The 25902-nt window shown below is 29.1% G+C and carries 26 protein-coding genes; 4 read left to right on the top strand and 22 right to left on the bottom strand.

The genetic code is table 11. From position 1 onward, the window contains the following. Positions 1-24: 24 nt before the first annotated feature. A complete protein-coding gene (locus HMPREF9709_RS04820) occupies positions 25-1377 on the bottom strand; it encodes a CCA tRNA nucleotidyltransferase (protein WP_005398398.1) in 1353 nt (450 codons plus the stop codon). A gap of 144 nt (positions 1378-1521) precedes the next feature. On the opposite strand from HMPREF9709_RS04820, the gene HMPREF9709_RS04825 reads away from it, so the two are divergent. After that, positions 1522-1962, top strand: a complete 441-nt coding sequence (locus tag HMPREF9709_RS04825; protein ID WP_005398399.1) for a PTS mannitol transporter subunit IIA — start codon at positions 1522-1524, stop codon at positions 1960-1962. A 79-nt stretch (positions 1963-2041) separates the two neighbouring features. Here HMPREF9709_RS04825 and nagA read toward each other — a convergent pair whose 3' ends face one another. From nagA to HMPREF9709_RS04845, 4 genes are all read right to left on the bottom strand, one after another. After that, positions 2042-3178, bottom strand: a complete 1137-nt coding sequence (gene nagA, locus HMPREF9709_RS04830) for an N-acetylglucosamine-6-phosphate deacetylase (protein ID WP_005398400.1) — start codon at positions 3176-3178, stop codon at positions 2042-2044. Between the two features lie 128 nt (positions 3179-3306). Next, complete coding sequence (locus HMPREF9709_RS04835; protein ID WP_005398401.1) at positions 3307-5058, bottom strand: DUF2207 family protein; 1752 nt, start codon at positions 5056-5058, stop codon at positions 3307-3309. Continuing rightward, positions 5052-5639: a LemA family protein gene (locus HMPREF9709_RS04840; protein ID WP_005398402.1), complete on the bottom strand. Its 588-nt coding sequence runs from the start codon at positions 5637-5639 to the stop codon at positions 5052-5054. Before HMPREF9709_RS04840 ends, HMPREF9709_RS04835 begins: the two co-directional genes overlap by 7 nt. 101 nt (positions 5640-5740) lie before the next feature. Beyond that, positions 5741-7141, bottom strand: coding sequence for an aldehyde dehydrogenase family protein (locus HMPREF9709_RS04845; protein WP_005398403.1), 1401 nt, complete (start codon positions 7139-7141; stop codon positions 5741-5743). An 86-nt stretch (positions 7142-7227) separates the two neighbouring features. On the opposite strand from HMPREF9709_RS04845, the gene HMPREF9709_RS09595 reads away from it, so the two are divergent. After that, positions 7228-8445: a polysaccharide deacetylase family protein gene (locus HMPREF9709_RS09595; protein WP_005398404.1), complete on the top strand. Its 1218-nt coding sequence runs from the start codon at positions 7228-7230 to the stop codon at positions 8443-8445. A gap of 72 nt (positions 8446-8517) precedes the next feature. On the opposite strand, the gene HMPREF9709_RS04855 is transcribed toward HMPREF9709_RS09595, so the two are convergent. The 4 genes from HMPREF9709_RS04855 to HMPREF9709_RS04870 all read right to left on the bottom strand — a co-directional run bounded on the left by HMPREF9709_RS04855 (position 8518) and on the right by HMPREF9709_RS04870 (position 10732). Beyond that, positions 8518-8775, bottom strand: a complete 258-nt coding sequence (locus HMPREF9709_RS04855; protein ID WP_005398405.1) for an HPr family phosphocarrier protein — start codon at positions 8773-8775, stop codon at positions 8518-8520. Between the two features lie 135 nt (positions 8776-8910). Next, complete coding sequence (locus tag HMPREF9709_RS04860; RefSeq protein ID WP_005398406.1) at positions 8911-10164, bottom strand: mechanosensitive ion channel; 1254 nt, start codon at positions 10162-10164, stop codon at positions 8911-8913. Between the two features lie 40 nt (positions 10165-10204). Next, entirely contained in the window at positions 10205-10474 is a 270-nt protein-coding gene (locus HMPREF9709_RS04865) for a GNAT family N-acetyltransferase (protein WP_005398407.1), read from the bottom strand. A gap of 15 nt (positions 10475-10489) precedes the next feature. After that, positions 10490-10732, bottom strand: a complete 243-nt coding sequence (locus HMPREF9709_RS04870; protein WP_005398410.1) for a pro-sigmaK processing inhibitor BofA family protein — start codon at positions 10730-10732, stop codon at positions 10490-10492. Positions 10733-10852: 120 nt separating this feature from the next. Between HMPREF9709_RS04870 and HMPREF9709_RS04875 the strand changes: the two genes are divergently transcribed. Further along, positions 10853-12544 carry a hypothetical protein gene (locus HMPREF9709_RS04875; RefSeq protein WP_005398412.1) on the top strand — a complete coding sequence of 564 codons (1692 nt, stop codon included), beginning with the start codon at positions 10853-10855 and terminating at the stop codon, positions 12542-12544. A 746-nt stretch (positions 12545-13290) separates the two neighbouring features. Here HMPREF9709_RS04875 and atpC read toward each other — a convergent pair. The 8 genes from atpC to HMPREF9709_RS04915 form a co-directional block, all read right to left on the bottom strand. Continuing rightward, complete coding sequence (gene atpC, locus HMPREF9709_RS04880) at positions 13291-13701, bottom strand: ATP synthase F1 subunit epsilon (protein ID WP_005398414.1); 411 nt, start codon at positions 13699-13701, stop codon at positions 13291-13293. Then, positions 13688-15106, bottom strand: coding sequence for a F0F1 ATP synthase subunit beta (atpD, locus tag HMPREF9709_RS04885; protein ID WP_005398416.1), 1419 nt, complete (start codon positions 15104-15106; stop codon positions 13688-13690). Before atpD ends, atpC begins: the two co-directional genes overlap by 14 nt. Further along, positions 15090-16007, bottom strand: coding sequence for an ATP synthase F1 subunit gamma (atpG, locus tag HMPREF9709_RS04890; protein WP_005398417.1), 918 nt, complete (start codon positions 16005-16007; stop codon positions 15090-15092). The genes atpD and atpG overlap by 17 nt, the downstream gene beginning before the upstream one ends. Positions 16008-16013: 6 nt before the next feature. Next, positions 16014-17744, bottom strand: a complete 1731-nt coding sequence (gene atpA / locus HMPREF9709_RS04895) for a F0F1 ATP synthase subunit alpha (protein ID WP_005398418.1) — start codon at positions 17742-17744, stop codon at positions 16014-16016. Further along, positions 17737-18213, bottom strand: a complete 477-nt coding sequence (locus HMPREF9709_RS04900; protein WP_005398419.1) for a F0F1 ATP synthase subunit B — start codon at positions 18211-18213, stop codon at positions 17737-17739. The genes atpA and HMPREF9709_RS04900 overlap by 8 nt, the downstream gene beginning before the upstream one ends. Positions 18214-18231: 18 nt before the next feature. Then, positions 18232-18597 (bottom strand): ATP synthase F0 subunit C, encoded by a 366-nt coding sequence (atpE, locus tag HMPREF9709_RS09600; protein WP_005398420.1) that lies wholly within the window; start codon positions 18595-18597, stop codon positions 18232-18234. 19 nt (positions 18598-18616) lie between these two features. After that, positions 18617-19414, bottom strand: coding sequence for a F0F1 ATP synthase subunit A (locus HMPREF9709_RS04910; protein ID WP_005398423.1), 798 nt, complete (start codon positions 19412-19414; stop codon positions 18617-18619). A gap of 363 nt (positions 19415-19777) precedes the next feature. Next, positions 19778-21259, bottom strand: a complete 1482-nt coding sequence (locus HMPREF9709_RS04915) for a DUF1846 domain-containing protein (protein WP_005398425.1) — start codon at positions 21257-21259, stop codon at positions 19778-19780. 118 nt (positions 21260-21377) lie between these two features. Here HMPREF9709_RS04915 and HMPREF9709_RS04920 point away from each other — a divergent pair, with 118 nt between their 5' ends. After that, positions 21378-21860, top strand: a complete 483-nt coding sequence (locus HMPREF9709_RS04920) for a methylglyoxal synthase (protein ID WP_005398426.1) — start codon at positions 21378-21380, stop codon at positions 21858-21860. A 282-nt stretch (positions 21861-22142) separates the two neighbouring features. Here HMPREF9709_RS04920 and HMPREF9709_RS04925 read toward each other — a convergent pair whose 3' ends face one another. The 5 genes from HMPREF9709_RS04925 to HMPREF9709_RS04945 form a co-directional block, all read right to left on the bottom strand. Beyond that, entirely contained in the window at positions 22143-23012 is an 870-nt protein-coding gene (locus HMPREF9709_RS04925; protein WP_005398427.1) for a MetQ/NlpA family ABC transporter substrate-binding protein, read from the bottom strand. Next, positions 23013-23684: a methionine ABC transporter permease gene (locus tag HMPREF9709_RS04930; RefSeq protein WP_005398428.1), complete on the bottom strand. Its 672-nt coding sequence runs from the start codon at positions 23682-23684 to the stop codon at positions 23013-23015. Further along, a complete protein-coding gene (locus HMPREF9709_RS04935) occupies positions 23677-24402 on the bottom strand; it encodes an ATP-binding cassette domain-containing protein (protein ID WP_040463846.1) in 726 nt (241 codons plus the stop codon). Before HMPREF9709_RS04935 ends, HMPREF9709_RS04930 begins: the two co-directional genes overlap by 8 nt. Positions 24403-24405: 3 nt before the next feature. Next, the gene (locus HMPREF9709_RS04940; RefSeq protein ID WP_005398430.1) at positions 24406-25131 is read right to left on the bottom strand and encodes a TrmH family RNA methyltransferase; all 726 of its coding nucleotides are present in this window, start codon (positions 25129-25131) and stop codon (positions 24406-24408) included. Between the two features lie 115 nt (positions 25132-25246). After that, complete coding sequence (locus HMPREF9709_RS04945; RefSeq protein ID WP_005398431.1) at positions 25247-25897, bottom strand: potassium channel family protein; 651 nt, start codon at positions 25895-25897, stop codon at positions 25247-25249. Positions 25898-25902 lie beyond the last annotated feature (5 nt).

Here is a 25902-nt window from a genome sequence, read left to right on the forward strand (position 1 = left end):
TGCAAGCATTATTAAGCTATTATTTTATTTCTCATTTATTTGTTTTTTATGTATTGCTAAAATTTGTTTTAATGCATCTTCTTTATTGACACCAGACAATCTAAAACTAAGTGCGTAATCCATATATTTTGAAAATTGCTCATTTTGCTCAATACCAGCAGAAATTAAATCATAACCATTGACATAATCCCGAGTCATATATTCTTTATATATTTCATATCTTTCCTTTAAATATTTTTGTGGATATTCTGTTTCTTGAGATGTTATCCTACCATTATGGTCTGCTAATGCCAGATAAATTAAATCATTTGGATCGACTGAATCGTAGAAAAGTTTATTTGTTGCTTTTATTCTTGAATTTTGAAAAGCATACATATTTGGTTTCATGTGATGTTCGACCATATTTTTTACATAATAGATTAACTTTTTATTGTTTGTTAGTCGTTTAAGAAATTGTTCACTAATGGCAATACCTTCAATTTCATGCTTTAGTGATTTTATTTTTCCATTTTCTACAAATGTTGTAACTGCTTTACCTAAATCATGACAAAGTGCTGCAAACATGAAATACACCTCATAATTGACCAACTCTCTATATGTAGCTGCTTCGTCTAATACCATCATAGTATGTGTATAGACATTGCCCTCTTTATGATAAATAGGACTTTGTTCAATATTTTGTAAAGCCTTTAGTTCATTAAACCAAGATTGTAACTGCCCCATTTTATCTAAATAGTTAAAATATATGGACGGATTTTTTGACTTTAATAAAGCTTTTGAAGTCTCCTCAAAAACACGTTCTTTTGATAGATAACTTGTATTGATATTTTTGCAAAGTTTAATAGTTTCATCAGTAATTTTATAATTAAACCTCGATGCAAATTGACAAGCTCTAAAAACTCTAAGCGGATCTTCAATAAAACTTTCTTTATTGACAAATCTAATCAAGCCATTTTTTATATCATTTATACCATTAAAATTGTCAATAAGTTCTCCTGTTAATATATCTTGCATAATTGCATTGATAGTAAAATCCCTTCTTTTTGAGGCTTTTTTTACACCTAAGTATGGATCTACATTTACATCAAATCCTTTATGTCCTTCCCCTATCTTTCTTTCTTTTCTCGGTAAGGCAATATCTAAATTTTTGTGCTCAATATTATATATACCAAAACTTTTTCCAATGATATTAACATTACCAAAACTCTTCAAAATATTTTCTAAATCATTTTGTGAAATCCCGTGAACTTCAATATCTATGTCATAGTTTTCGACACCTCTTATTTTATCACGAACATAACCCCCGACAAAATATGCCGTTCCACCAATACTATTCACTTTTTTTGCTATATCTTTTGATAATCTTAAATTCTCCATAAATCCAACCTGCAATATTTACCCTATACTTATATATTGACACATTTATAAAGCTTTTACAAAATTTTAGATTATATTTTTATCTTAGTTAATAATTTGATATAATTAATGTTGGATACTAATTACATAACAATAGGAGGAATTATGTCAAAGATTTCAGTAGAAAAAGAAAATATATTTTTAAATTTAAGCAAAGTAACTAAAGAAGAAGCTATAAGAATGGCAGGAAATAAATTATTAGAAGCCGGTTATGTTGCAGATGGATATGTAGAATCTATGCTATATAGAGAAAATATAATGTCAACATACATGGGCAGCGGAGTAGCCTTACCTCATGGAGATAGAGAATCAGAACAATTAATAATCGAATCTGGTATTGTGTTTTTACAATTTAAAGAAGGTATTGACTTTGGTGATGGAAATATAGCTGAAATAGTGATTGCATCATCAGGAAAAGGTAATAATCACCTAAAGATTCTTGCATCATTAGCCACTCTATTAAAAAGAGATGAAATACTAAATACATTTACATCATCAAATAGTGTTGATGAAATATACGAAATATTAAGAAATAATATTAAATAAAGTATTAATTTTAAAATAAAAAAGTGTTAGAAAGTGATTATATAAATTAACTCACTTCTAACACTTTTATTATTTTCTATTATTTAGTAAATAACTTTTCACCATTTACATATGTGTTATATAGATTTACATCTTTATCAATTACGATAAAGTCTGCATCTCTTCCTACCGCTAGGATACCACATTCGTCTTCAAGACCAACTGATTTTGCTGGCACTTTAGTAGCCATATCTACTGCTTGTTTTAAATCTGCGATATTCCAATTTTTAACATTTTTTACACCATCAATTAAGTCTAAAATAGAACCAGCTAATGAACCACTTTCTAATCTAGCTGTACCATCTTTAACGATAACTTTAAATTCACCTAGATGTGATTCGCCTTCACCCATGCCACCGGCTCTCATACAGTCAGTAATTAATAAGACTTTATCGTGACCTTTTGTTTTTACTGCAATTTTAGCAGCAGTTGGATGGACATGGTGTCCGTCACAGATTAATTCAGCAAAGGCATCAGAAGCTAAAGCCGCACCGACCATTCCTGGTTCTCTATGGTGTAATCCTCTCATACCATTGTATAAGTGAATAAATATATTTGCTCCAGCATCCACAGCATTTAATGCTTCTTCTGAAGTTGCATTTGAATGTGCTAATGCTACATAAATTCCCATTTCTTTTGCTGCTTTAATAAATTCTTCAACACCATTTCTTTCAGGTGCAATAGCTATTTTCTTAATTATACCACCTGACAAATCTTGCCAAATCTTTAATTGTTCAATACTAGGATCAGACATATATGCAGGGTTTTGAGCTCCCTTAAATTCTTCTGTAAAATATGGTCCTTCCATAAATATACCTTTAATTTTAGCACCTTTTGCGTCTTTATATTCTTTTCCAATTAATTCAACAGCCTTATTCAATTGTTCAACAGAAGAAGTCAATGTAGTTGGTAAAAATGAAGTAACCCCCATTTCAAGCATACCAACAGACATAGTATTCAATTCACCTTCAATGGCATCTGTCACATCAGCATTTTTATATCCGTGAACATGAGTATCAACTAGTCCTGGAGCTATTATTTTATCTCCAAAATCTTCATATTCACCATCATATTCTGTTAAGAAATCTGTAATTTTTTTGTCTTCAACAACCATAAAAGCATTTTCTAAAATTTCATTTTCTAAAAAAATCTTACTTGCCTTAAAAACTTTTTTCATAATTTCTCCTTTGCTTTATTATCTTTTTGTCAATATAAGTATACTCCTAATTTAATTTAAAAACAAAAAATAGTAGAGATTTTTGAATTATCACTACTATTTTTACTATATTTATATCAAAATATTGATTATCGAGTTCCGCCGCCGGATCCTCCACCAAAGGAGCCGCCGCCACCTCCACCAAAGGATATACCACCTCCACCGGAAGATGAATAAGATGAACTAGAGTTTGCGTAATTGTAAGTATTTTGTACAGATCTTGCAAACAAATGTGTATACATTATTGTATTTGGTGTATATGGAAGATTTTCAACATATCCAGGATCTATAACCTTAAACTGATCATACACTTCTTCAGCTATACCCATATATGCTGCCCACTCCATGTATTCTTTCCAAAGTCCGGATTCAGACATACCTCTTTCATTTAATAATGAAAAGTCTTTTAGGTATTTCTTAAATCCAACAATATTTCTTTGAAGTTGTTTAGCATTATCATTTAAATCATATGTGATTTGCTTAAATATTCTACCTTTTTGTCCTTTAATTAAATAATTATTTTCTAAAAGATGTTTTCTAGATTTAGTAGAAATGTCTTTTACCCATTCATTAAAATCATCAATATTACGTGAAATATAGCTATTGAATTCTTTTTGAGATAATACACCATCTCCTTCTGATGCTTCAATCACCATATCCCATAAATCATTTTCTATAGATGAATCAAATGTCACATCTTCTTTTAATATTCGTAATGCTAATTGATCTTTCTTAAATATTAACCCAACTTGTTCTAAATCATTTTTTAATAAACCTTTATTTATCCATTTTATAATCAAAGCAGAAATGATATCAGATACTTCTGACTCTGTTATATAATCAACTTTTATAAAGTCATTATAAGGTACTTCTCTGTAGTATTCTACATCGTTAATGTTTGGCATTTTTATTTTTGACTTACTTCTTTTTGTATTAGCTATACCAAAAATAGTAAAAATTATCCCAACTATAACAGGTACAAATATTGGGAAAAAATCAGCTATAGTATCCCAAAATCCTCTATTATATTCTTTATTATAATCATTTGCAAAACCACTATCATTTGCAGCATCTTCTTTATAGATATATGAGACTTGTTTTGCTTTTTCGATCAAATCTTCAGAGCTGATACCAAATTTAGCATTAGTATTAAATACTTTTCCTTCGAAAATATTTAAAAATACTAAATAATCAGAAGTTTTAAAATTATCACCTGTAACCGCAATAAGTTCATTTGGTTTAATCTCAGTTTTTCCTCTATATCCAAATCCCCAAATTCTTGTTTGAGGATAGACAAATTCATAACCTTTATTATTCGTAATGGTAACTGTCGCTTTGTTTAATGGTTGAAGATTTTCATTGATAAATTTCCAATAAATTGCTTGATAATCATCACTCAGATTTCTAACAAAGTTTGAAACTTTATATTGCAAAGTAAATTCTCTTCTACCATATTCACCTATACCAAAACATAATTCAGTCGTATTATTTGTATAGTTTATACCATATTTGCCAGTTTTTTCTTCTAAACTAGCATTTACATTCCATGTACCTACATTTTCTAATTCTTTTCCATTTTCATCAAAAACTTTGTAATCATAAATTTCTGAATCTCCTAAATTACCAATGGAAACATAATGTTCTGTGCCTGTCTCAGCGTAAAAAATTCTATGATCTTTAATAATAACAGAACCATCATCTTGTATCTCTGCTTTTATATCAATTGTATCAATCGTATTTTCTGCATTTACATTTTTTGATAGAAAAATTGTAAATACAAATAAAAACGCTAAGAATGTAACTAAAACTTTTGTAAATCTATCTTTTAATTTAACTACCATTGTGGCATTTCAGCTTTTGAAGCTGTATTTTGGAAGTAGGATTCTTGTGTAAATCCAAACATACCAGCAACAATTGATGATGGAAATTGTTGAATTGTTCTATTTAGCTTTGTAACGCTGTCGTTATAAACCATTCTAGACATCCTTACATTATTTTCATATTGATTTATACTATCCATAGTCTTTGTATATAAATCACTTGCTTTTAATTCTGGGTAATTTTCAACAACAACATTTAATCTATTCATTGCTTGAGTAAACATTTCATCATCTTTTTCTACTTCTTTTGCAGATGAATTTTTTGTAATGCCACCTCTTGCCCTTGTAATTTCAGTCAATACTTGAGCTTCATGTTCTGAATATTTTTTTGTCGCATCTATCAAGCTCTTTAAAGCATCCCATCTTGATTCTACTTGAACTGCGATATTACTCATCGCATTTCTAACAAATTCTCTTAAATTTACTAGTCCATTATATGTTGAAATAAAATACATAATAATAAAGACTACTAATACAGCAACTGCTATTAAAATAATTGTGCCTGTGCCTAATCCTGCACCAAGGATTAATAAATCATTCATATAAACCTCCTAATGTTTATGTTAATATTATACCAGTTTTTTCTATTATCTAATCATAATATTGAGAAAAATATTACATTTTACATAGATTTAACATTAAACTAGTTAAAAATTGTTTTAATCTCTGTATATTCGTCAAGTCCGTATTTACCACCTTCTCTACCAATACCAGATTGCTTATATCCTCCAAATGGAGCAAAATGTCCTCTTGAACCGTCATTTACTTGCAATTGGCCTGTCCTTATTTCTCTTGCGACTCTTAAAGCCTCATCATCTGGACCAAACACCATACCATGTAATCCATATTTACTATCATTTGCAATCTCAATCGCTTCTTCTACAGTATCATAGAAAATTATACATTCAACAGGTCCAAAAATTTCTTCTTGTGCAATTTTTGAATTATTGTCAACATCAGTAAATACAACAGGTGGAATATAATATCCATCATCCTCAATCCATTCCCCTTCATATAGAAGATTTGATTCTTTTTTGCCTAGTTCAATATATCTCATCACTTTATCAAAAGCATCTTTAGATTGAACAGGACCATAATCATTTTCAGGATTATCCGGATTACCATGTTTATATTCTTTAGTAACTTTTATAACTATTTCTTCAATTTTTTCTCTATCTTTTCTAGGTGCTAATAATCTTGTTTTAGAAGAACATGCTTGTCCAGCATTTGGATAAACTGCACTTAAAGTTTTTTTAATTGCTTTTTCATAATCATATCCTTCAAGTAAAATTGAAGCAGACTTTCCTCCTAACTCAAGGGCTAGTCTTTTAACTGAATCAAGTGCCAATTTTGATACTTCAATTCCTCCTTTTGTTGATCCTGTAAATGAAACCATATCCACATCTTTATGACTAGCAAGCACATTTCCAACTTCTGCTCCTCTTCCTGTGATTAAATTAAAAACACCTGCAGGAAGATTAGCATATTTAGCCGCCCTTGCATAATAGAAAGAAGAAAAAGGTGTTTTTTGTGAAGGTTTCAAGACTATTGTATTTCCCATTAACAATGCAGGGATAACTTTCTTTTCAATTTGTCCGAACGGGAAATTCCATGGAGTTAAACAAGCCACAACACCAACAGGCTCATGATATACTTTGTATTCTCCATTATCTTCTATCATTTCCTTATCTTTTGTTAATCTAACATAGTTTTTAGCATCTTCAATATAATCAATAACATGTACTTGTTTAGTAATTTTTCTTATTGATCCTAATTCTTGAACTACAATATCTGCTATCTCATCAACATTTTTTTCAAAATATTCTATCATTTTATTAATATATTCTATTCTTTTATCAATAGGAGTATTTTTCCAATCTACAAAAGCATCTTTTGCAGCTTTCACCGCAAGATTCACATCTTCTTCATTTGCAGCAGTTACTTTACCAAAAATAGTTTTATTAGCCGGATTTTCAACTTCTATTACATTTTTAGAACTAGAATCTACCCATTTACCATTAACGAAAATACTTAAATTTTCCATATATTCCCCCTTAATATATTTAAAAAAAGTGATTTTTCTTTAATATAATGATATCATATGTACAAATATAAACGTTAGGAGTATATATGAAAAAAGTAAAAATAATTTCAATTATTACATTATTTTTAATTTTGTTAAATGCTTGTTCTCCAAAAAATGATAATGAAGAAACAAATGACAATGTAATTTTAGATGATACTATAAAAGAACTTCAAACTATTAAAGAAACAGAACAAGAAAGTAAAGAAGATTCTACTAAAGAAATTGAAACTGAGACCGAATCAGAAAAAGAAATAATTAATGAAGATATTAAATTAGGCAAGAAGATTTCAGTAAATAAAGATTTTAATATCTATGGCACTGCATCTGATGCAAAAAATAAAACAAAACCAACTCACCTCTACAAAAAGGGAGAATATTATATTTTCAAAATTGTAAAAGATGCAATTAATCTTTCAAGAGATTCGAAAATCCCAGGTGGTTGGGCTAACTATGAAGATCTAAATATTGATGTAAATAGTATACCTAAAGAGGATTTCGCCGATAACAAAAGTGCAAATAAAGAAACTGATAAAGAAACAAATAATAAAGATAAGAATGTTTCAACATCAAAAAATGACATAATTAAAGCATTAGAAAACTCAAATCTTTCTACTAAGCCTAATGAATGGAGCTATGCCTATCCTGCTAATTTAGATTTGTTACAAAAATACAATGGTTACAATAAAATTGGAGGTAGTGGTAAGACTTTATATTTAACATTTGATAATGGATATGAATATAAAAATAATACTTCAAGAATCTTAGATATATTAAATAAAAACGGGGTTAAAGCTACATTTTTTGCAACAGGAGCATTTATAAAGGAAAATCCCAGTGTAGCAAATAGAATCGCCAATGAAGGGCATAATTTAGCAAATCATACAGAAAAACATCTAAATCAAGCTAAAACAGCTGCAAGTGATGTATATGATGATATCACTACTTGGGAAACAACAGCCAAGAAGATTATTAAATCAAATAAATTTGCCAAATTAATGAGACCACCTGAAGGTGCATACTCAGAAACTAGCTTATTTTTAGCAAATAAATTAGGCTATAAGACAATTTTTTGGAACTTTGCTTATGGAGATTGGGATACAAGTAATCAACCTAATCCTTCAACTTCTCTAAAAAAATTACTAAATCATAATGAAGATGGTAGTATCATTTTACTGCATGCTGTATCAGATACAAATGTTGAAATTTTAGAGCAATATATAAAAGAGTCTCAAAAACAAGGTTACACTTTTAAATTATTATAATATTTAAAATAAAAAATCCTCAATGTCTATTTTCTTAGATGTTGAGGATTTTAATATTTTGTACTTTCATATCTATAACTTATTTTCTATCAAATTTATTAATCCGTTTACTGCTTCTTCTTCATCTTCACCGGTTGCTTTAATGGTAATTTCTTGACCTTGACCGGCACTCATGCTTAAAATACTCATAATAGATTTACCATTATAGGTTTTTTCATCTTTAATAACAGCAATATTTGAAGAATATTTTATAGCTTCTTGAATAAATAAGGAAGCAGGTCTAGCATGTAAACCTATTTCATTTTTTATAGTAACTTTTGCTTCGTACATCAATTATCCTCCTGTCTAAAGTAATCTATCAAAAGAATTATAACATAAAAAAAATAATTTTTCCACAAAAATTGAAAAGGTTTACACATATTTAACAATAGAGTAAGGAAAATACCCTACTCTATTGCAAAAATTTTATAATTTATTTGTATTGTTCATATTGCTATTTACATCATTTTCTGGATTTATATTTGTTTTTGTATTATCTTTAAATGTTTCTGGCTTACTCATTTTTGAATCAACTTCTTCTAATTTCTTCTTAGCAAAATCTTTACCGCCTAATCCAAATGCTAATGCAAATGCTACTGCGATACCAGCTAATACAATTACAAATCCTTGTTCAACTATATTTGCTGCGATACCTAATTGAGAAAGTACCATAACAATTGATAATCCAAAAATTAATACTTTAACTAATAAGCTAACAGTATTGTTTACTTTGTTTTTTTGTAGTAGTGATTCTATCCAATTTGCAAGTAAAACTGCTCCTAGTAGAATAACTACTGCACTTAATATATTTGGTATATATGCAACAACCATCATACCAATCTTAGTCAATACTGTTAAGTCTAGTATTTTTATTGCTTCTAGTGTAAAGAATACAATAATGATGTATTTTACTATTTCTGAAATTATTGATGATATCTTTAAATCACCTTTAATATTTAATTGTTTTGGTAAATTGTCAACATTTGTACTTACTAAAATTCCATTTAGTAGTGAAGTGATCATATTCGCAAGGAATATTCCTAAGTAAACTAATATACCTGCTATTAATATTTTTGGTATATATGAAATCACACTATTTAACATTGCTGTTGCTGGTGCTGATATTGATTGTAATCCTAAAATATCTAATGCAGCAATTACAATTGGCACTAAAATTAGAATATATGCAATTGAAGATAAAATGTTTGAAAGTTTTGCATTTTGATCTTTAACTGGTACATATCTTTGTTGGAAATTATTTATTCCAACTCTTTCTAATAATGTTTCTAATATTTCTTTAGCAATATTTGCAACAAAGAATCCAATATATAATAGGGTGCCTGCAGCTAAAATTAAAGGAATATAATTTACAAATTGTGTAACAAATCCTGTAATAGGTTCTGACACACCTGATATATTTAATCTATTTAATGCAGATGGTAAAAATAGTAAAAATACTAAGAGAAAAGCACTCTTACTCAACAAGTCGATTATACCTGAACCATCTCCTTTTTTATCAAAATGATCAATTTTTGTTTTCACAGGTTCTTTCTTTAACAATTTATTTACTAAATTTTTTACTATTGTTGCTACAACAAAAGCTAAAACTAGTAATAAAATTGCAACAAGCAAATCTGGCAATGAATTCATAAACGAATCTAGAATATTAACAGCTAACATATCTCCTCCTATATAAATAGCTCAAATTTCATTTATTGACTTATTTCAATAAATCGGAATATTCTTTATGGTCTTCAAAATATTTAACGGCATATGAACATACTGGGATAATTTTATAGTTATTTTCCTCTGCAAGTTCAACGACTTTTTCAGTCAGTTGTTTAGCTACACCTTTACCTCTCAATTTAGGATCTACAAAAGTACTATCAATACTTAAAGTATTTTCATCCCTAAATGAGTATTTTATATACGCGTCTGGGTTATTTTCATTTCCCATATAAAAAAGATTTTCCTTTTTTAATATTTCCATATTCTCTCCTTCTTATTACACTAATAAAAGTAAAATTATACCCGGAATACCGAATACTCCTGCTATTAGTGAATTTATAACGTTCATTTCAATATTTAATCCTATGCCCTGTCCTAAAGTATTTACTAAAAATAATAAAACTAAACCAATAACGCCATTCCAGAAAAACTTCCAAATCACAGCGACGGATACTTTTAATATTTTAAGCACCAATACTACTAGGAAAACAGCAATAATGCCGAAAATAATATTTTCCATAAATTATCCTCCTGTAAACCTTATTACCCTAGCTGTTATTTATCAAACATAATATCAATTCAATTTATAAATCCATTTAATGAGATTATGTGATATAATTTATTAATCATGGAGGTTAATATGAGTACATTTGACGGAGAATTTAATAACAGACCTAAATCTAATTATGATCCTAATTTTGATTTTAAGGATTTCTTTAATGACATAGACAATAAGGTAAAATCAAGATTTAAAAAGTTTAGAAGTACGCAAAAAAAGGCAGCTATATTTTTAGCCATTGCATTTGCAGTTATATATTACTATTTTTTATTACCGCCACTTAACATTCGTTCAGTAGAAACGTGGCTTTATGTAATAATGATATTAGGCATTTTAGTAATCATAGGCGGAAGATCCATTAAATCATACAAAATACTTAGAAAAGTATTTGTAGGTTTAATAGTTTTATTAATTTTACTTAAGATTCCAGGACTAAAAATATTTAGCTCAAAATCTTATGCGAATATTATAAAAGTTACGAACTCAGATTTTAAAAGTGATATCAAAGAACTACCAGTAAATGAAATCCCAACATTAGATAGAGATTCAAGCATCAAGCTGGGGTCTAGAAAAATGGGAGAATTACTTGATTTAGTATCTCAATTTGATATTGATGAAGAAACCTATACACAAATCAATTATCAAGGTAAGCCTGTGAGAGTCACTCCCTTAAAATACAACAATTTTATAAAATATCTTTTTAATATGAGTGAAGGTATTCCAGGATTTCTAAAGATTGATATTGTTGATGGAGATGCTGAATTACAAAAACTTGATAAAAAAATAAAAATTTCAAAAGAAGACTATTTCTTTAGAGATGTTAGAAGATTTGTAAGATTAAGATATCCATTTGAAATATTTAAGGAAATAAATTTCGAAATAGATGATAATGGTGTGCCATATTGGGTTATACCAACATACTCACCAAAAATATTTATGTTTGATGCCTTAGATGTAAATGGAGCTATACTTGTAAATGCCTCTACAGGTGAACATACTAGATATGACTTAAAAGATATACCAGAATGGTTAGATAGAATATTTTACGCATCTGATATAATCGAACAACTTGATTGGCACGGAATGTATCAAAATGGCTTTATTAACTCACTTTTTGCACAAAAGAATGTTTTAAAGACAACTGAAGGCTACAACTATCTAGCTTTGAACGATGATGTCTATCTATATACTGGGTTTACTTCTGTTGCAGGAGATGAATCAAATGTAGGATTTATCCTTTCAAATCTTAGGACTAAAGAAACAAAATTCTATCCAGTTTCTTCAGCAAAAGAAATCTCAGCAATGGAATCCGCAAAAGGTGCAGTACAAGAAAAAAATTATAATGCGACATTCCCATTATTACTAAACATTAAAGGTGAACCAACTTATTTCTTATCACTAAAAGATAACGCAGGTTTAATAAAGAATTATGCATTTATAGATGCTAAAAACTACCAACGCGTTTCCATTGGTAGCAGTGTACAACAAGCTATGACAAATCATTTAGCAAACATGGCTTCAACAACTGAACAAGATAAAGAAAAGCCTAAAGAAGAACTTATTAATAAAAAAGGTAAAATTAGTGATATAAAAGAAGTTGTAATAGATGGAAATACACATTATTACTTTATGCTTGAAAAAGATGACAATGTTTATGTTACAAACATTTCATTATCAGAAAATCTACCATTTGTAAAAACAGGTCAAGAAATAGAATTTGTTTATAATAATGATAATGTAAAAGAAGTTGTACAGATAATGAACATTAAATAGTTGATTAAATATATAAATGTGCTGAGGATGCTATTTTTAATAGTATCCTCAGCTTTTTGTATATATTAGTATGTTTAATGAAAAAGGCTGATGAGTAAGAGGGATGGGAAAATGAAGAAGTATATTGGATGATAGATTTGAATTTATTTGGTTTTCCTGATTATTTTGGGATTTGTGATTTAATCAGGAAAGGTTTTTGTTGGTTTTTCCTGATTGTTTTGGGATTTACGATTTAGTCAGGAAAAACATTCAATTATTTTTCCTGTTTAATTTGCTTTTTACGATTTAATCAGGAAAATCACTTGATATTTTTACCTGTTTATTTTTGAATTTTCGTTTTAATCAGGAAATACATAAACAAAATGTACCTGATTATTTTAAGATTCTCGTTTTAATCAGGAAATTTGCTTAAAAATTTTTCCTGTTTATTTTCAGTTTTGCGATTTAGTCAGGAAATTCCATTAATATTAAATTTTTACATGTGTATTTTTAAATACTTGATTTACACATGTAAGATTTTGGGACCTATACATGTGTAAATACAAAATCCCATTTTACACATGTAAGTTTTTCAAGCATTTTACATGTCTAATCGCCATTTCTCTATTCACACATGTAAACCATGCGTTTATTGTTTTGTTTTACTTATTTTCAAACATATCTGTCAAATCACCCACAATAGTAATTGATTAAATAAAAAAAGGTTATTGAAAGCGACTTTTAGCCTATTTTCAATAACCTTTTTTCTATATCCTATTATTTTTTGGATTCTTCAATTTATTCATTGCACGAGATAAATTTGCTTCAGCTGTATGGAATTCCATTTTGCTATTTTTTTCTCTTATTTTTCTTAAAGCTTCCTCTTCTTCTCGTTTAATTGCATTTAAATCTACTTCATCTGGATATTCACATCTTAATACTAATACTAAAACAGTATTTTCTTCGATTTTTATCATACCTCTTGTAACGACAGCTTCGTGTTCTACGCCGTCTGCATCTCTAAATCTTAGCATACCTGGTTCAATTGCAGATATTGTATTTCTATGATCTGCTAAAATACCATAATATCCATCTTTTGTTGGGATAGAAATATGTTCACACTCCCCATCATAAAAGATGTGATCTGAAGCATAAATTTTTAGATTAAATGTTTTCATTTGCTGTTCCTTGAAGTTGTTTTGCTTTTTCTACTACTTCATCAATTGTACCAACATTAAAGAATGCTGCTTCAGGGTATTTGTCCATTTCACCATTTAATATTGCTTTGAATCCTCTTATTGTATCAGAAAGTTTTACATATTTACCTTCCATACCGGTAAATTTCTTAGCAACATGAGTAGGTTGTGATAAAAATCTTTGTATTTTTCTTGCTCTATATACGATATCTCTATCTTCTTCACTTAATTCATCCATACCTAAGATAGCAATGATATCTTGTAATTCATTGTATTTTTGTAGCGCTTCTTGTACACGTCTTGCTACCATATAGTGTTCTTCACCAACAATTTCTGGTTCTAGTATTCTTGAGGATGAAGCTAAAGGATCTACCGCAGGATAAAGACCTTGTTCTGCAACTTTTCTTGATAGTACTGTTGTAGCATCAAGGTGTGAGAATGTAGTAGCTGGAGCTGGGTCAGTTAAGTCGTCCGCAGGTACATATACCGCTTGTACAGATGTTACAGATCCTTTTTTAGTTGAAGTGATTCTTTCTTGTAATTGTCCCATTTCATCAGCTAATGTTGGTTGATATCCTACAGCTGAAGGCATACGTCCTAAAAGTGTAGAAACTTCTGAACCCGCTTGTACAAATCTAAATATATTATCGATAAATAAAAGTACGTCTTTTCCTTCTTCATCTCTGAAATATTCTGCCATAGTTAGTCCTGAAAGTGCAACTCTCATTCTAACACCAGGGGATTCGTTCATTTGTCCAAAAACTAGAGCAGTTTTTCCAATAACACCGGATTCGTTCATTTCTGTCCAAAGGTCATTACCTTCTCTTGATCTTTCACCTACACCAGTAAAAATAGAATAACCACCATGCTCTTGAGCTACGTTGTTAATCAATTCTTGGATAAGTACTGTTTTACCTACACCAGCACCACCAAACAATCCAATCTTACCACCTTTTGGATAAGGTTCTAATAAATCTATAACTTTAATACCTGTTTCCAAAATTTCTACCGCAGGACTTTGTTCTGCAAAAGAAGGAGCGTCTCTATGTATTTCCCATTTCTTTGTAGATGAATCAATTTCACCTTTTTTATCGATTGGTTCACCTAATACATTAAACATTCTTCCTAAAGTATTTGTACCAACTGGTACTCTAATACCCATCCCATCTCTTTCAACATTCATTTCACGATTTAAACCGTCACTATCAGATAACATAATACATCTAACTGTATTATCACCAATATGTTGAGCAACTTCCATCACTTTTTCTTTGTCAAAGTTTGTTATTCTTAAGGCTTCATTAATTTTTGGTAAATCTTCCCCTTTATCAAACTGAACATCAATAACTGGACCAGATATTGCAACTATTTTACCTTGTTGTTTCATTATTTTTTGCCTTCTTTCTCTTTCGTTTCATAACCTTAGCACCAGAACTAACCTCAATAATTTCTTGAGTAATTGATGATTGTCTAACTCTATTATATTCTAAAGACAATGTTTCTAATATTTTATCAGCATTTTGATTGGCCGAATTCATGGCATTCATTCTATAGTTTAACTCACTACAATAACTATCAACTAAAGCACTATAGATAAATCCGACAATATAGTTTTCTGCTAAATCATCTAAAAGTTCTCCAACATCACTTGTGAAGTTAAATTCATTGTGAACATCTTCCTCGGCTTCTTTTTTTGCAGAGTCAAAATAGTCTCTATGAAATGGTAATAATCTTGTAAGTTTAGCTTCTGTTGTGACTTTACCATCAAAATCTGTATATACTATAAATAGTTTTTTAATAACTCCACTATTATATTCATCAATCAATATTTTAGCTATTTGTCTAGCTTCTTCTAGTGTAGGAGTCTGTGCACTATAGTTAAAATCATCTACAATTTTTACACCATGTCTTTTTAAATGATGTCTTCCATATTCTCCTACTACATAAAGTTTTGCTGTTTCTTTAGCTATTTCCATCGTTTTCTTTATAACATTACTGTTATATGGTCCAGCTAAACCTTTATCAGCGGTGATAACTAAAAATCCATTATCACCATCGACAAAATTATCCATATTGATTGGATATAAATATTTATGTTCAAGATCTTTAATTGTTCTAAAAATTCTTTTAATTTCTGTTCTAAGTGCGTAAAAATAAGGTCGTGTTTCATCTAATGCTAATTTAGCTTTTTTGATTTTAGTAGAAGATATTAAGTACATAGCGTTTGTAATTTTTCTTGTATCATTAATACTTTTAATTCTTGATTTAATCTCTTTTGTACTTGACATTTCGACCTACTTTCTAGCTTCTAAATATTCTCCTGCAGAAAGAATTATTTGTTCTTTCACATTATCTGATAAAACATTTTTAAGTTCTATTTCTTCAATAATCGCTGGCTTGTGATTTTTTATATATGAAATTATGCCATACATAGTTGACTTAACATCTTTTTCTTCAACGTTTAAAAGCATTTTATTTAATGCAACAACTAAAGTTATAACTTGTTCAGATTGAGATAATGGACTGTATTGATTTTGTTTCAATAACTGCATTAATCCCTTACCAAATTTCAATTGATTTTTTGTTGTTTCATCTAGATCACTTGAAAATTGTGTAAAGATTTCCATTTCTCTATATTGAGCTAACTCAAGTCTAAGTGTAGATGCAGCTTTTTTAACTGCTTTAGTTTGAGCTGCCCCACCAACTCTAGAAACTGATAAACCTACGTTAACCGCTGGTCTTTGTCCTGAGAAGAACAAATCACTTTCTAAGAATATTTGTCCATCAGTAATTGAGATAACATTAGTTGGAATGTATGAAGAAATATCTCCAGCTTGTGTTTCAACAATAGGAAGCGCTGTTATACTACCGCCACCTCTCTCATCAGATAGTTGTGCAGATCTTTCTAACAATCTTGAATGTAAATAGAAAACATCCCCTGGATAAGCTTCACGTCCTGGTGATCTTCCTAATAATAAGGAGATAGTTCTATAAGCTATAGCATGTTTTGATAAATCATCATAAACAATTAAAACATCTTTTCCATGATCCATAAAGTATTCTGCGATTGCAGTACCAGAATATGGAGCAATATATTGCATAGATGATGATTGACTTGCTGTAGCAGCTACAATAATTGTATAATCCAATGCACCACGTTTTTTCAAGTTTTCTGTAATTTGTGCGATAGAACTTGCTTTTTGTCCGATAGCAACATAAATACAAATTACATTTTTACCTTTTTGATTTACAATTGTATCCATTGCAATAGCAGTCTTACCTGTTTGTCTATCACCTATAATTAATTCTCTTTGACCACGACCAATTGGGAACATACTATCAATTGATAGTAATCCTGTTTCTAATGGTCTATCAACAGACTTTCTGTCAAGTATTTCTGGAGCAGGTTTTTCAATAGGATAATATTCATCTGATTTTAAGTCACCAAGACCATCAATAGATTCTCCTAAAGCATTAACTACTCTACCTAACATCATATTACCTACAGGTATACCTGCAGTCTTACCAGTTCTATATACTTTAGTACCTTCTAAAATTTCATCATCTTTACCAAAGATCATACATCCAATGTCTTCACTTTGAATGTCTTGTACTAAAGCTTTTTGTCCATTTTCAAAATAAACTATTTCACCATAGTTTACGCTTTTTAATCCGCTAACAATGGCAATCCCGTCCCCTGTTTCTTCTACATATCCTATTTCCATAGAATTTACTTCAGGGTTCCAATTTTTAACATTTTCTTTAATTAATGAAACATAATTATCTGAATCAATTGAAACTTTTTCTAGGCTTGATCTTAATTGATTAATTTTACCAATCATTGACCAATCATATACGTCAGCCCCTACTTGTAAAATAAATCCATGACTTATTTCATCATCTTTTTCCCAAATAAGTTCTATATTTTCACCGTATTTTTTATTTAAAAAAGTTAAAATCTTATCCTTTTGTACACTTGATGGTTGCTGATCACTTCTAAGTGTTGCGATAATTTTATCATTCATTTGATTCCTCTTTTGTATGGTTTATGAAATCATCGTAAACATCACAATTAGTGAAACTTAATTTTGCAGCAGCTTCAATCGCAACCTCTCTAATATCAGCTTTTGCATTTCTAATAAGAATTTCTTTTTCTCTTTGTGCTTGAACTCTTGATTCTTCAAGGATTCTTTGTTTTTCTTCATTTGCATGTTGTATTTCACTATTAGCTTGTAATTGAGCTTCTTTAATTGCTTTATTTTTAATTTCTTCTGCTTCTAAATAGATACTTTCCATCTTTTTATCATGTTCTGCAACAAGTAATTTTGATTTTTCTAAATTATTTAATGTTTCTTCTTCAATTTCTTTATATTCATTTTCTCTATTTTCAATAAAATCGTTAATTGGTTTATAAAGTAATTCATTTAACAATAGAGCTAATAATGCAAAGTTGAAAATATGAAACATTATTGATTGCCAGTTAATTCCTAGCATATTTCACCTCCAACTTTCCTATAGTACAAATATTACTAAAATAGATACGATTAATGCGTAAATTACAACTGTTTCAATAAATACAACCCCAATCATCATTGCTGATCTTATCTTTCCTTCAGCTTCTGGTTGTCTTGAAATACCGTCTACAGTTTTAGCAACTGCCATACCCATACCTAATGCACCACCAAGTCCTGCAAGTCCGATTGCTATACCTGATGCTAAAGCTTTTGAACCTTTTGAATTATCTTGTTCTTCAACAGTTTCTACTGCTTGTTCTGTTTGTGTGTTATTTGATGCATTTGCTAAAGAAGCAAATACTGTGAAACTTGATACTAATAATAATGCTAATACGATAGCTGAAATTTTAACTGATTTTTTCATTTTCTACTCCTAATTTTTTCTATGCCTCATGTGCATGACTTTTTTCTGAAACTTCTCCATAATAAATTGAAACAAGTAATGTTAAAACATATGCTTGTATAAATGCGTGTAATAGTGTAAATAGTACTGCTACTACAACTGGTAAACCTATACTCAATATTAGAGAATGGTATACTAAATCCATTACTAATAAACCACTTACTAATGCCCCAAATAATCTAAAACTCATAGATATTGGTAATGAAAATTCTTTTAATGTCTTGAAAATACCTTTTACACCATTTGACATGATACCACCAGACATAATAAATAGAAATGACATACCACCCATAGCTATCGCAGCACTTAAGTCGGATAGTGGCGCTGGTAATGTTATTGAATTTCCGTTCATTGATATATATTGCATACCAACAAGTTCAAATAATGTACTTATCGCAATGTATATACCTGCTGTAAATATATAAGGTACAAGCACGGAATAATTATGTGGACTATTAGCTATTGCTAATTTCTTAAATGTAGAAACTAATGATTCTAATAATAATTGAGTTCTACCAGGTACTCTTGTGAATTTTGGGATAACAAAAAATCTGATAATAATTGCAATTAATACCAAAAATCCTGAAACCACGAATGCTGACATTACAGATGGATTAACCGCCATACCAAATACAGATATTTTTTCTGTTTCGTGTATAACAGCTTCTTTCATAGCATCTTTAAGACTATGACTTTCACCTGAAGGCCCAATCACAAAAGCCAATGCTAATGAGACAATCGCGATAAAAATTAATATGTATCTAATTTTTTTCTTCATTGTACTTCCTTTCGTTTTGGTTTTTGAACGAAAAAAAACGACTCAAACATAATTGCGGCGTTTGTGTCGATTTACATTCATATAAATATTACTCCTAAAAATCTAAAGTTTCAATATTTTTCCAATTGAAATAGTTTTCAGTAATATAAAATAAAAAATTTTTTTAATAAACTATTTTCCAATAGAAATCTACCATTTAGATAGATAGAAACTTCCTTGTTTCCAATAGAAATCTACCATTTAGATAGATAGAAACTTCGTTGTTTAATTGAACACAATATTTATTTTTGTGAAATTGATTAAGCTAAAAAATAAATTTATCCTTTATTTTTATATTACTGATTTTATACCCTATTTTTTAGATTAATAATTTTTATATAATCCTTCTGATTTGAATTTTGGTGTAGCCGTAAAATTCAATCCAAGTCTTCTTAAAACAGATTTGTCATTTGAATCAAGCATAACTGTAGAATGTGCTTCTAATCCTTTTAATTTTTTAAGCTGTTGCATAGCTAAATGAGAAACTGGGTTAGTAGTTGCAGACATCGCTAACGCAATTAATACTTCTTCTAAATAAAGCTTAGTGCTATCTTCTTTTAACATTTTCTCTTTTAACTCTGTAATCGGCTCTAAAATATGAGGAGAAATCAATGGTATCTCATCATTTATTTTGGCTAAGCTCTTTAGAGTGTTTAATAAGCAAGCAGAAGGAGCATCTAATATATCCGTTCTTCTTCCTGTGATAATTTCACCAGATTGTAATTGGATGGCGAAAGCAGGCTCATTTGCTTCTTCTGATTTTTGATTTGCTGCAAGTACTACTTGTCTATCTTCTGGTGAGATTTGTAATTGTGACATCAACATTTCAATTTTTTCTATTATAAAGAATTCTTTTTTTCCTAATTTATAGTCACAAACAGCATCGTAATATCTTCTGATTACTTCTGCTTTACTCGCTTCTATTACCCCTTTTTCATCAGATATGCAATATCCAACCATGTTTACTCCCATATCTGTTGGTGATTTATATGGGCATTCTCCCATTATCTTAGTTAGCATTGATTGTAAAATTGGAAATGCTTCTACATCTCTATTATAGTTTACAGTTGTTACGCCATATGCTTCTAAATGGAATGGATCAATCATATTTACATCATTTAGATCGGCTGTTGCAGATTCATAAGCCATATTTACTGGATGTTTTAGCGGAAGATTCCATACTGGGAATGTTTCAAATTTTGCATATCCTGCTTTTACGCCTCTTTTGTATTCGTGATACATTTGAGACATACATGTAGATAGCTTTCCACTTCCTGGACCAGGAGCTGTCAAAACAACTAATGGTTTAGATGTTTCAATAAATTCATTTTTACCAAATCCATCATCACTTACAATATGTGATGTATTGCTTGGATAACCATTTATGGTATAAGAAATATATGTATTTATGCCCATTTTTCTTAAATATTCTTTAAATTTAACGGCACTTGGCTGTTTATCAAACTGATTTATAACTACTGAAGATACGTAAAGTCCAACACTATTAAAACTATCAATTAATCTAAGAGTTTCACTATCATATCCGATTTCTAAATCCCCTCTTACTTTATTACTTTCAATATCAATAGCATTAACAACAATAATCACTTCTACTTTATCTTTCAATTCTAATAACATCTTCAATTTAGAGTCTGATTCAAATCCTGGCAAAACTCTCGCTGCATGTGCATCATCAAAAAGCTTACCTCCAAATTCAAGATATAATTTATTATCGAATTGATTAATTCTTTCTAAAATCTTTTCAGATTGCATCTTAATATATTTCTCGTTATCAAATGAATGCATATTTTACTCCTTTCCATGTTTTCATTCGATATTGATTATATCAAATTATAAAGTTTTTTGTCTAAAAAGTTTGGAAAATAATTATTATAGTGTAATATATTTTTATAGAGGAGGATTTATGGACAAATCAATTTATATGGAAAGAAAGGTACCAAAGAGGAAAAGAATCGCGTTAGTTGCACACGATGATACTAAAAATAAACTTTTTTCATGGATGGAAAATAATTTAGATATTTTACGTCAACATGAACTTTGTGGAACGGGTACAACTTCAACAATTATTAGGGAGAAATTTGGACTAGATATAAAATCATTCTATAGTGGTCCCTTAGGTGGAGACCAACAAATAGGAAATGCTATAACTTTAGGAGAAATAGATGTTTTAATATTTTTCTGGGACCCTATGTCAGCTCAACCTCATGATCCAGATGTAAAAGCGTTACTAAGAATCGCTGTTCTTTATAATATCGCTGTTGCAATGTCTCCAGTAGATGCAGACTTTTTAGTAAATTCACCAAAAATGAATAAAGAATTTGTGAAAAATGTTCCAAATTCTAAAATGAATGTTGAGGATAGACTTGACGATTTAAATATATTCTAGTATAATATTTGTACCAAAAAATAGCTTTTTTGGTAGGCTATATTAATTTACTTGATGCCGAAAGTAAAAGTGAAAACTAATCGTGAATATTTAAGGACAACAATTTCGATATACCACAGAGAAGGTTTATTTATTTAATATTCAAACATCAAAAGTAAAAATAACTCGTGATATAGCCATATATAGAGTATCATAAGGAGAACTAGATGATAGACTCTAATTACAAATAATGACCAAACCTGAAGTTACAGTGTTTGGTCATTATTTTTTTTTATTTTGTTGTTAGAATGCTACTCTTGCATGTCCTTTTAATTTTTCGTCAATAAATTTCTTTATTTTTTCACCTGTCATTAATTCTTTTAATTTTTGTAATTTTTCAGAATCTTTATTATCTTCTCTCGCTGCTACAGTAATAGCAAATACTTGATCTGATTCTCCTTCTAATAATAAACCATCAACTTCTGGTTTTAACCCTAAAGCTTCGATATATGTTGGATAATTAAATGTTAAATCTGATTCTTGATACGCTTCATTTAAGTTTAATAATCCCCATTCTTTAATTTGTAAATTCTTAGAATTTTTTGTTATATCTTTTATATCTACTTCATAGCTGTTTGGGTCTTTTAATTCGATTAATCCACCTTTTGCAAGTAATCTCAATGCTCTAGCCTTATTTGTAGGATCATTTGGAATAGCTACCACTGCTTTTTCAGGTAGTTCTTCTAGCTTTTTATAGTCTTTAGAATAAAATGCAACTAAAGCATTATAAACAGGAGTTAACTTCACTAAATTAGCATTATTTCCTTTATTATATTGTTGCATAAATGGTTCATGTTGAAAGAAATTTGCATCTACTTCTTTATTTTGTAAAGCTACATTAGCTTGTACATTATCACTTACTTCCATGATTTCAAGCTTATATCCTGCTTTACTTAGATCATCTTCAATAAGTTTTAACATATCAATCATAGGGTTTGTATGTGAAGCTATTTTAATTGTTTCTTGTGATTTATTTGCTTCAGCTTTTGATTCTACTTCTGTTTTTGGTGTTTCTGTATTTTTTTCACCTTTTGTATCTGCATTATTGGTTGTACCACATCCTACTAATACTAAAGTTAAAACTGTCATAAGTACTGTAAAAATTTTCTTCATTTATCTCCCCTTAAATTTATTTAATTTTTTTGCTATGAAATAGCCAATACTTTGAATAATAAAAACATACAAAATAAATATTAAAATAACTAAATACATTAATTGATAATTATATTCTTGGTATCCATATCTAAATGCATAATCTCCAAGACCACCAGCTCCAATAACTCCCATAACAGTAGAATATGAAAGTATACTAATGACTGTAGATGTAAATGATAAAACTAAATCATTTGTAATTGAAGGAAATAAGAAATATCTAATGATTTGAAACTTATTTGCTCCCATACTAATTGCTCTATCAATAATATTTTGATTTATATTAATATATGCCTGTTCTACAAATCTCGTATATATACTTACAGTTACCAAAGTTAATGGAATTATTGATGATATAACACCATAAGAAGTCTTCCATATCGCCCTATTTACAGGTATCAATATAAATATAAATAGTAGGAATGGTATTGATCTCAATGTATTTAATAGAAAACTAAAAATCTGATATAATACTTTATTTTTTATAAGAAAATCCCTATTTAATGCATATAATAGCGTACCTAACGGTATGGAGATTATTAATGATAAAACAATTGAAATTATCATCATTAGATTTGTTTCAACAAATGCTTTTAAAATAGCATCTTTATTTTGAATAAATGTCTCAATCACGTAAATACCTCGCTATATATTCATAATAATCTTCTTCATCATCTTTTTGTGACTTATTTGGAATTATAATATCTTTTATTGTGTTATCTTCTAAAAATAATATTTTATTGCAGAAGTTTTTTAACACACTTAAATTATGCGAAATTATCATTATAGAAACTTCATATCTTTCTCTAATTTTTTCTAAAAGCGTTAAAATCTCCCTCTCTGCTTCAGTGTCTAGCGCAGAAGTTATTTCATCACATAAAAGTATTTTAGGTTTTTGTAAAATAGCAATTGCAATGGCTACCTTTTGCTTTTGCCCTCCACTTAATTCATAGGTATAACTATTTTTAAGCCTTGATAAATTCATAAAATCTAAAATCTCATCAATTTCATCTTCATCTATTTTCTTATTGTTCAATTTGTAAACTAAAGAAAGATGATAATAAACCGTTTTATTCTCAAGTAAATTCGCATCTTGAAATATATAGACAATTTCTTTTCTAATATTTCTAAGTTCTTTATCATTCATAGTGATAATATCATTTCCATCATATAAGATTTGACCACTATCAGGTTCTACAAGTCTATTCACCATTTTTAAAATAGTACTTTTACCCGTTCCATTTTTACCTATTAAACCTAAAACATCTTTTTTTTCCATAAAAAAAGAGATATCATCTATTCTAAAATTAGAATTAGTATACTCTTTTCTGACATTCTTAAATTCTAAAATATTCTACCCCTTTCTAAAATGTGACATAAGAATTGATCCACTCACTCCGGCATTTAAGGATTCTATTTTACCAAGCATCGGAATTTTTATCGTTAAATGATTGTAAGTCTTTACCTCATCAGAAATTCCATTTCCTTCATTACCAACTACGATTGCTACTCTTTCTACATTGTTCATTTCTCTAAAATCCACGCCATCCATATCAGCAATTAATATTTTGTGATTGTTCAATTTTGATAAATCTTCATATTTCGCTTCAATTAGATGTAATCTAAAAATTGAACCCATTGTCGATCTCAACACTTTTTCATTATAGAAATCAACAGAATCAATGGACATTATGGTATTAAATCCAAAAGCTTCCGCAGAACGAATCAGTGTACCTAAATTACCAGGATCTTGAATTTTATCTAAAATAAGGATATTAGTATCTTCTAAAAAATCTTTATCATCTTTTTTTTCCAAAATCGCCATATACCCATCTGGTGTAACTAAAGATGAAATTGAATTAAAAATATCTGTATCAATAATATTAGCATCTTTGTAATTATTAGAAATATCTTCTCTAATTAATATTTCTTTGATATTTTGATCATTTTGAATTGCTTCATCTATCATCTTTTTTGTCTCGATAACATAAAGACCGTATTTATCCCTATTTTTCTTTGTCGATAGTTTTCTAACCAATTTTATTAAATTATTATTTGTACTCTTTATTAAATTTTTCATAGTATACTCTTTTTCTTCACATGTGAAAACGTTATGAACGTTACGAACTAATTATAACCTAATTATAGCAATAAAAAAGTGATTATAAGCACAAAGCTATTAATCACTTTTCAAACTATTCTATTTCCTCTAATTTTGCCAAATCAGATGTAGATCCAAGCACAATTAAGCTATCATTTTTCTTAATATCTACGGATGGTTGAGGGTTACCAATAAACTCTAATTCCCCTCTATTTATACCTAAGATATTTAATCCAAATCTCTTTCTAACATCTACTTGTGCAATTGTTGAACCTATCCATGATTGTGGCGCTTTTATTTCAATAATTTCATAATTTGAAGATAAAGTAATAATATCAATTACATTTCTTGAAGATAAGTTATGTGCCAATTTTCTGCCCATATCTTTTTCAGGTACAACAACTTTATCTACGCCTATTTGTTCTAAAATTTTTGCGTGCTTATCATGTCTCGCTTTTGCGATAATATTTTTTGCTTGTAATTCTTTACATAAAAGAGCCGTCATAATTGATGTTTGGAAATCAGTAATTGCAATTATAACTGTATCTACTTCTTTTACTCCAGCTGCTCTTAGTACATCTTCATGAGTTGTATCTCCGATTATACCATGTGTTGATTTTCCATCAAAATTATTGACATTATCTTCATCGAAATCTACTACTACAACTTCATGACCTAATTCATAAAGGGTTTCTGCAACTGCAGATCCAAACCTTCCTAGTCCTAATACTGCGAATTGTTTCATATATA

The organism is Helcococcus kunzii ATCC 51366, assembly GCF_000245755.1.
Classification (GTDB): Bacteria; Bacillota; Clostridia; order Tissierellales; family Peptoniphilaceae; genus Helcococcus; species Helcococcus kunzii.

Coding starts and splice junctions, on each gene's coding strand:
- HMPREF9709_RS04820 (WP_005398398.1), bottom strand. CDS start 1,377: ATGGAGAATTTAAGATTATCAAAAGATATAGCAAAAAAAGTGAATAGT.
- HMPREF9709_RS04825 (WP_005398399.1), top strand. CDS start 1,522: ATGTCAAAGATTTCAGTAGAAAAAGAAAATATATTTTTAAATTTAAGC.
- nagA (WP_005398400.1), bottom strand. CDS start 3,178: ATGAAAAAAGTTTTTAAGGCAAGTAAGATTTTTTTAGAAAATGAAATT.
- HMPREF9709_RS04835 (WP_005398401.1), bottom strand. CDS start 5,058: ATGGTAGTTAAATTAAAAGATAGATTTACAAAAGTTTTAGTTACATTC.
- HMPREF9709_RS04840 (WP_005398402.1), bottom strand. CDS start 5,639: ATGAATGATTTATTAATCCTTGGTGCAGGATTAGGCACAGGCACAATT.
- HMPREF9709_RS04845 (WP_005398403.1), bottom strand. CDS start 7,141: ATGGAAAATTTAAGTATTTTCGTTAATGGTAAATGGGTAGATTCTAGT.
- HMPREF9709_RS09595 (WP_005398404.1), top strand. CDS start 7,228: ATGAAAAAAGTAAAAATAATTTCAATTATTACATTATTTTTAATTTTG.
- HMPREF9709_RS04855 (WP_005398405.1), bottom strand. CDS start 8,775: ATGTACGAAGCAAAAGTTACTATAAAAAATGAAATAGGTTTACATGCT.
- HMPREF9709_RS04860 (WP_005398406.1), bottom strand. CDS start 10,164: ATGTTAGCTGTTAATATTCTAGATTCGTTTATGAATTCATTGCCAGAT.
- HMPREF9709_RS04865 (WP_005398407.1), bottom strand. CDS start 10,474: ATGGAAATATTAAAAAAGGAAAATCTTTTTTATATGGGAAATGAAAAT.
- HMPREF9709_RS04870 (WP_005398410.1), bottom strand. CDS start 10,732: ATGGAAAATATTATTTTCGGCATTATTGCTGTTTTCCTAGTAGTATTG.
- HMPREF9709_RS04875 (WP_005398412.1), top strand. CDS start 10,853: ATGAGTACATTTGACGGAGAATTTAATAACAGACCTAAATCTAATTAT.
- atpC (WP_005398414.1), bottom strand. CDS start 13,701: ATGAAAACATTTAATCTAAAAATTTATGCTTCAGATCACATCTTTTAT.
- atpD (WP_005398416.1), bottom strand. CDS start 15,106: ATGAAACAACAAGGTAAAATAGTTGCAATATCTGGTCCAGTTATTGAT.
- atpG (WP_005398417.1), bottom strand. CDS start 16,007: ATGTCAAGTACAAAAGAGATTAAATCAAGAATTAAAAGTATTAATGAT.
- atpA (WP_005398418.1), bottom strand. CDS start 17,744: ATGAATGATAAAATTATCGCAACACTTAGAAGTGATCAGCAACCATCA.
- HMPREF9709_RS04900 (WP_005398419.1), bottom strand. CDS start 18,213: ATGCTAGGAATTAACTGGCAATCAATAATGTTTCATATTTTCAACTTT.
- atpE (WP_005398420.1), bottom strand. CDS start 18,597: ATGAAAAAATCAGTTAAAATTTCAGCTATCGTATTAGCATTATTATTA.
- HMPREF9709_RS04910 (WP_005398423.1), bottom strand. CDS start 19,414: ATGAAGAAAAAAATTAGATACATATTAATTTTTATCGCGATTGTCTCA.
- HMPREF9709_RS04915 (WP_005398425.1), bottom strand. CDS start 21,259: ATGCATTCATTTGATAACGAGAAATATATTAAGATGCAATCTGAAAAG.
- HMPREF9709_RS04920 (WP_005398426.1), top strand. CDS start 21,378: ATGGACAAATCAATTTATATGGAAAGAAAGGTACCAAAGAGGAAAAGA.
- HMPREF9709_RS04925 (WP_005398427.1), bottom strand. CDS start 23,012: ATGAAGAAAATTTTTACAGTACTTATGACAGTTTTAACTTTAGTATTA.
- HMPREF9709_RS04940 (WP_005398430.1), bottom strand. CDS start 25,131: ATGAAAAATTTAATAAAGAGTACAAATAATAATTTAATAAAATTGGTT.
- HMPREF9709_RS04945 (WP_005398431.1), bottom strand. CDS start 25,897: ATGAAACAATTCGCAGTATTAGGACTAGGAAGGTTTGGATCTGCAGTT.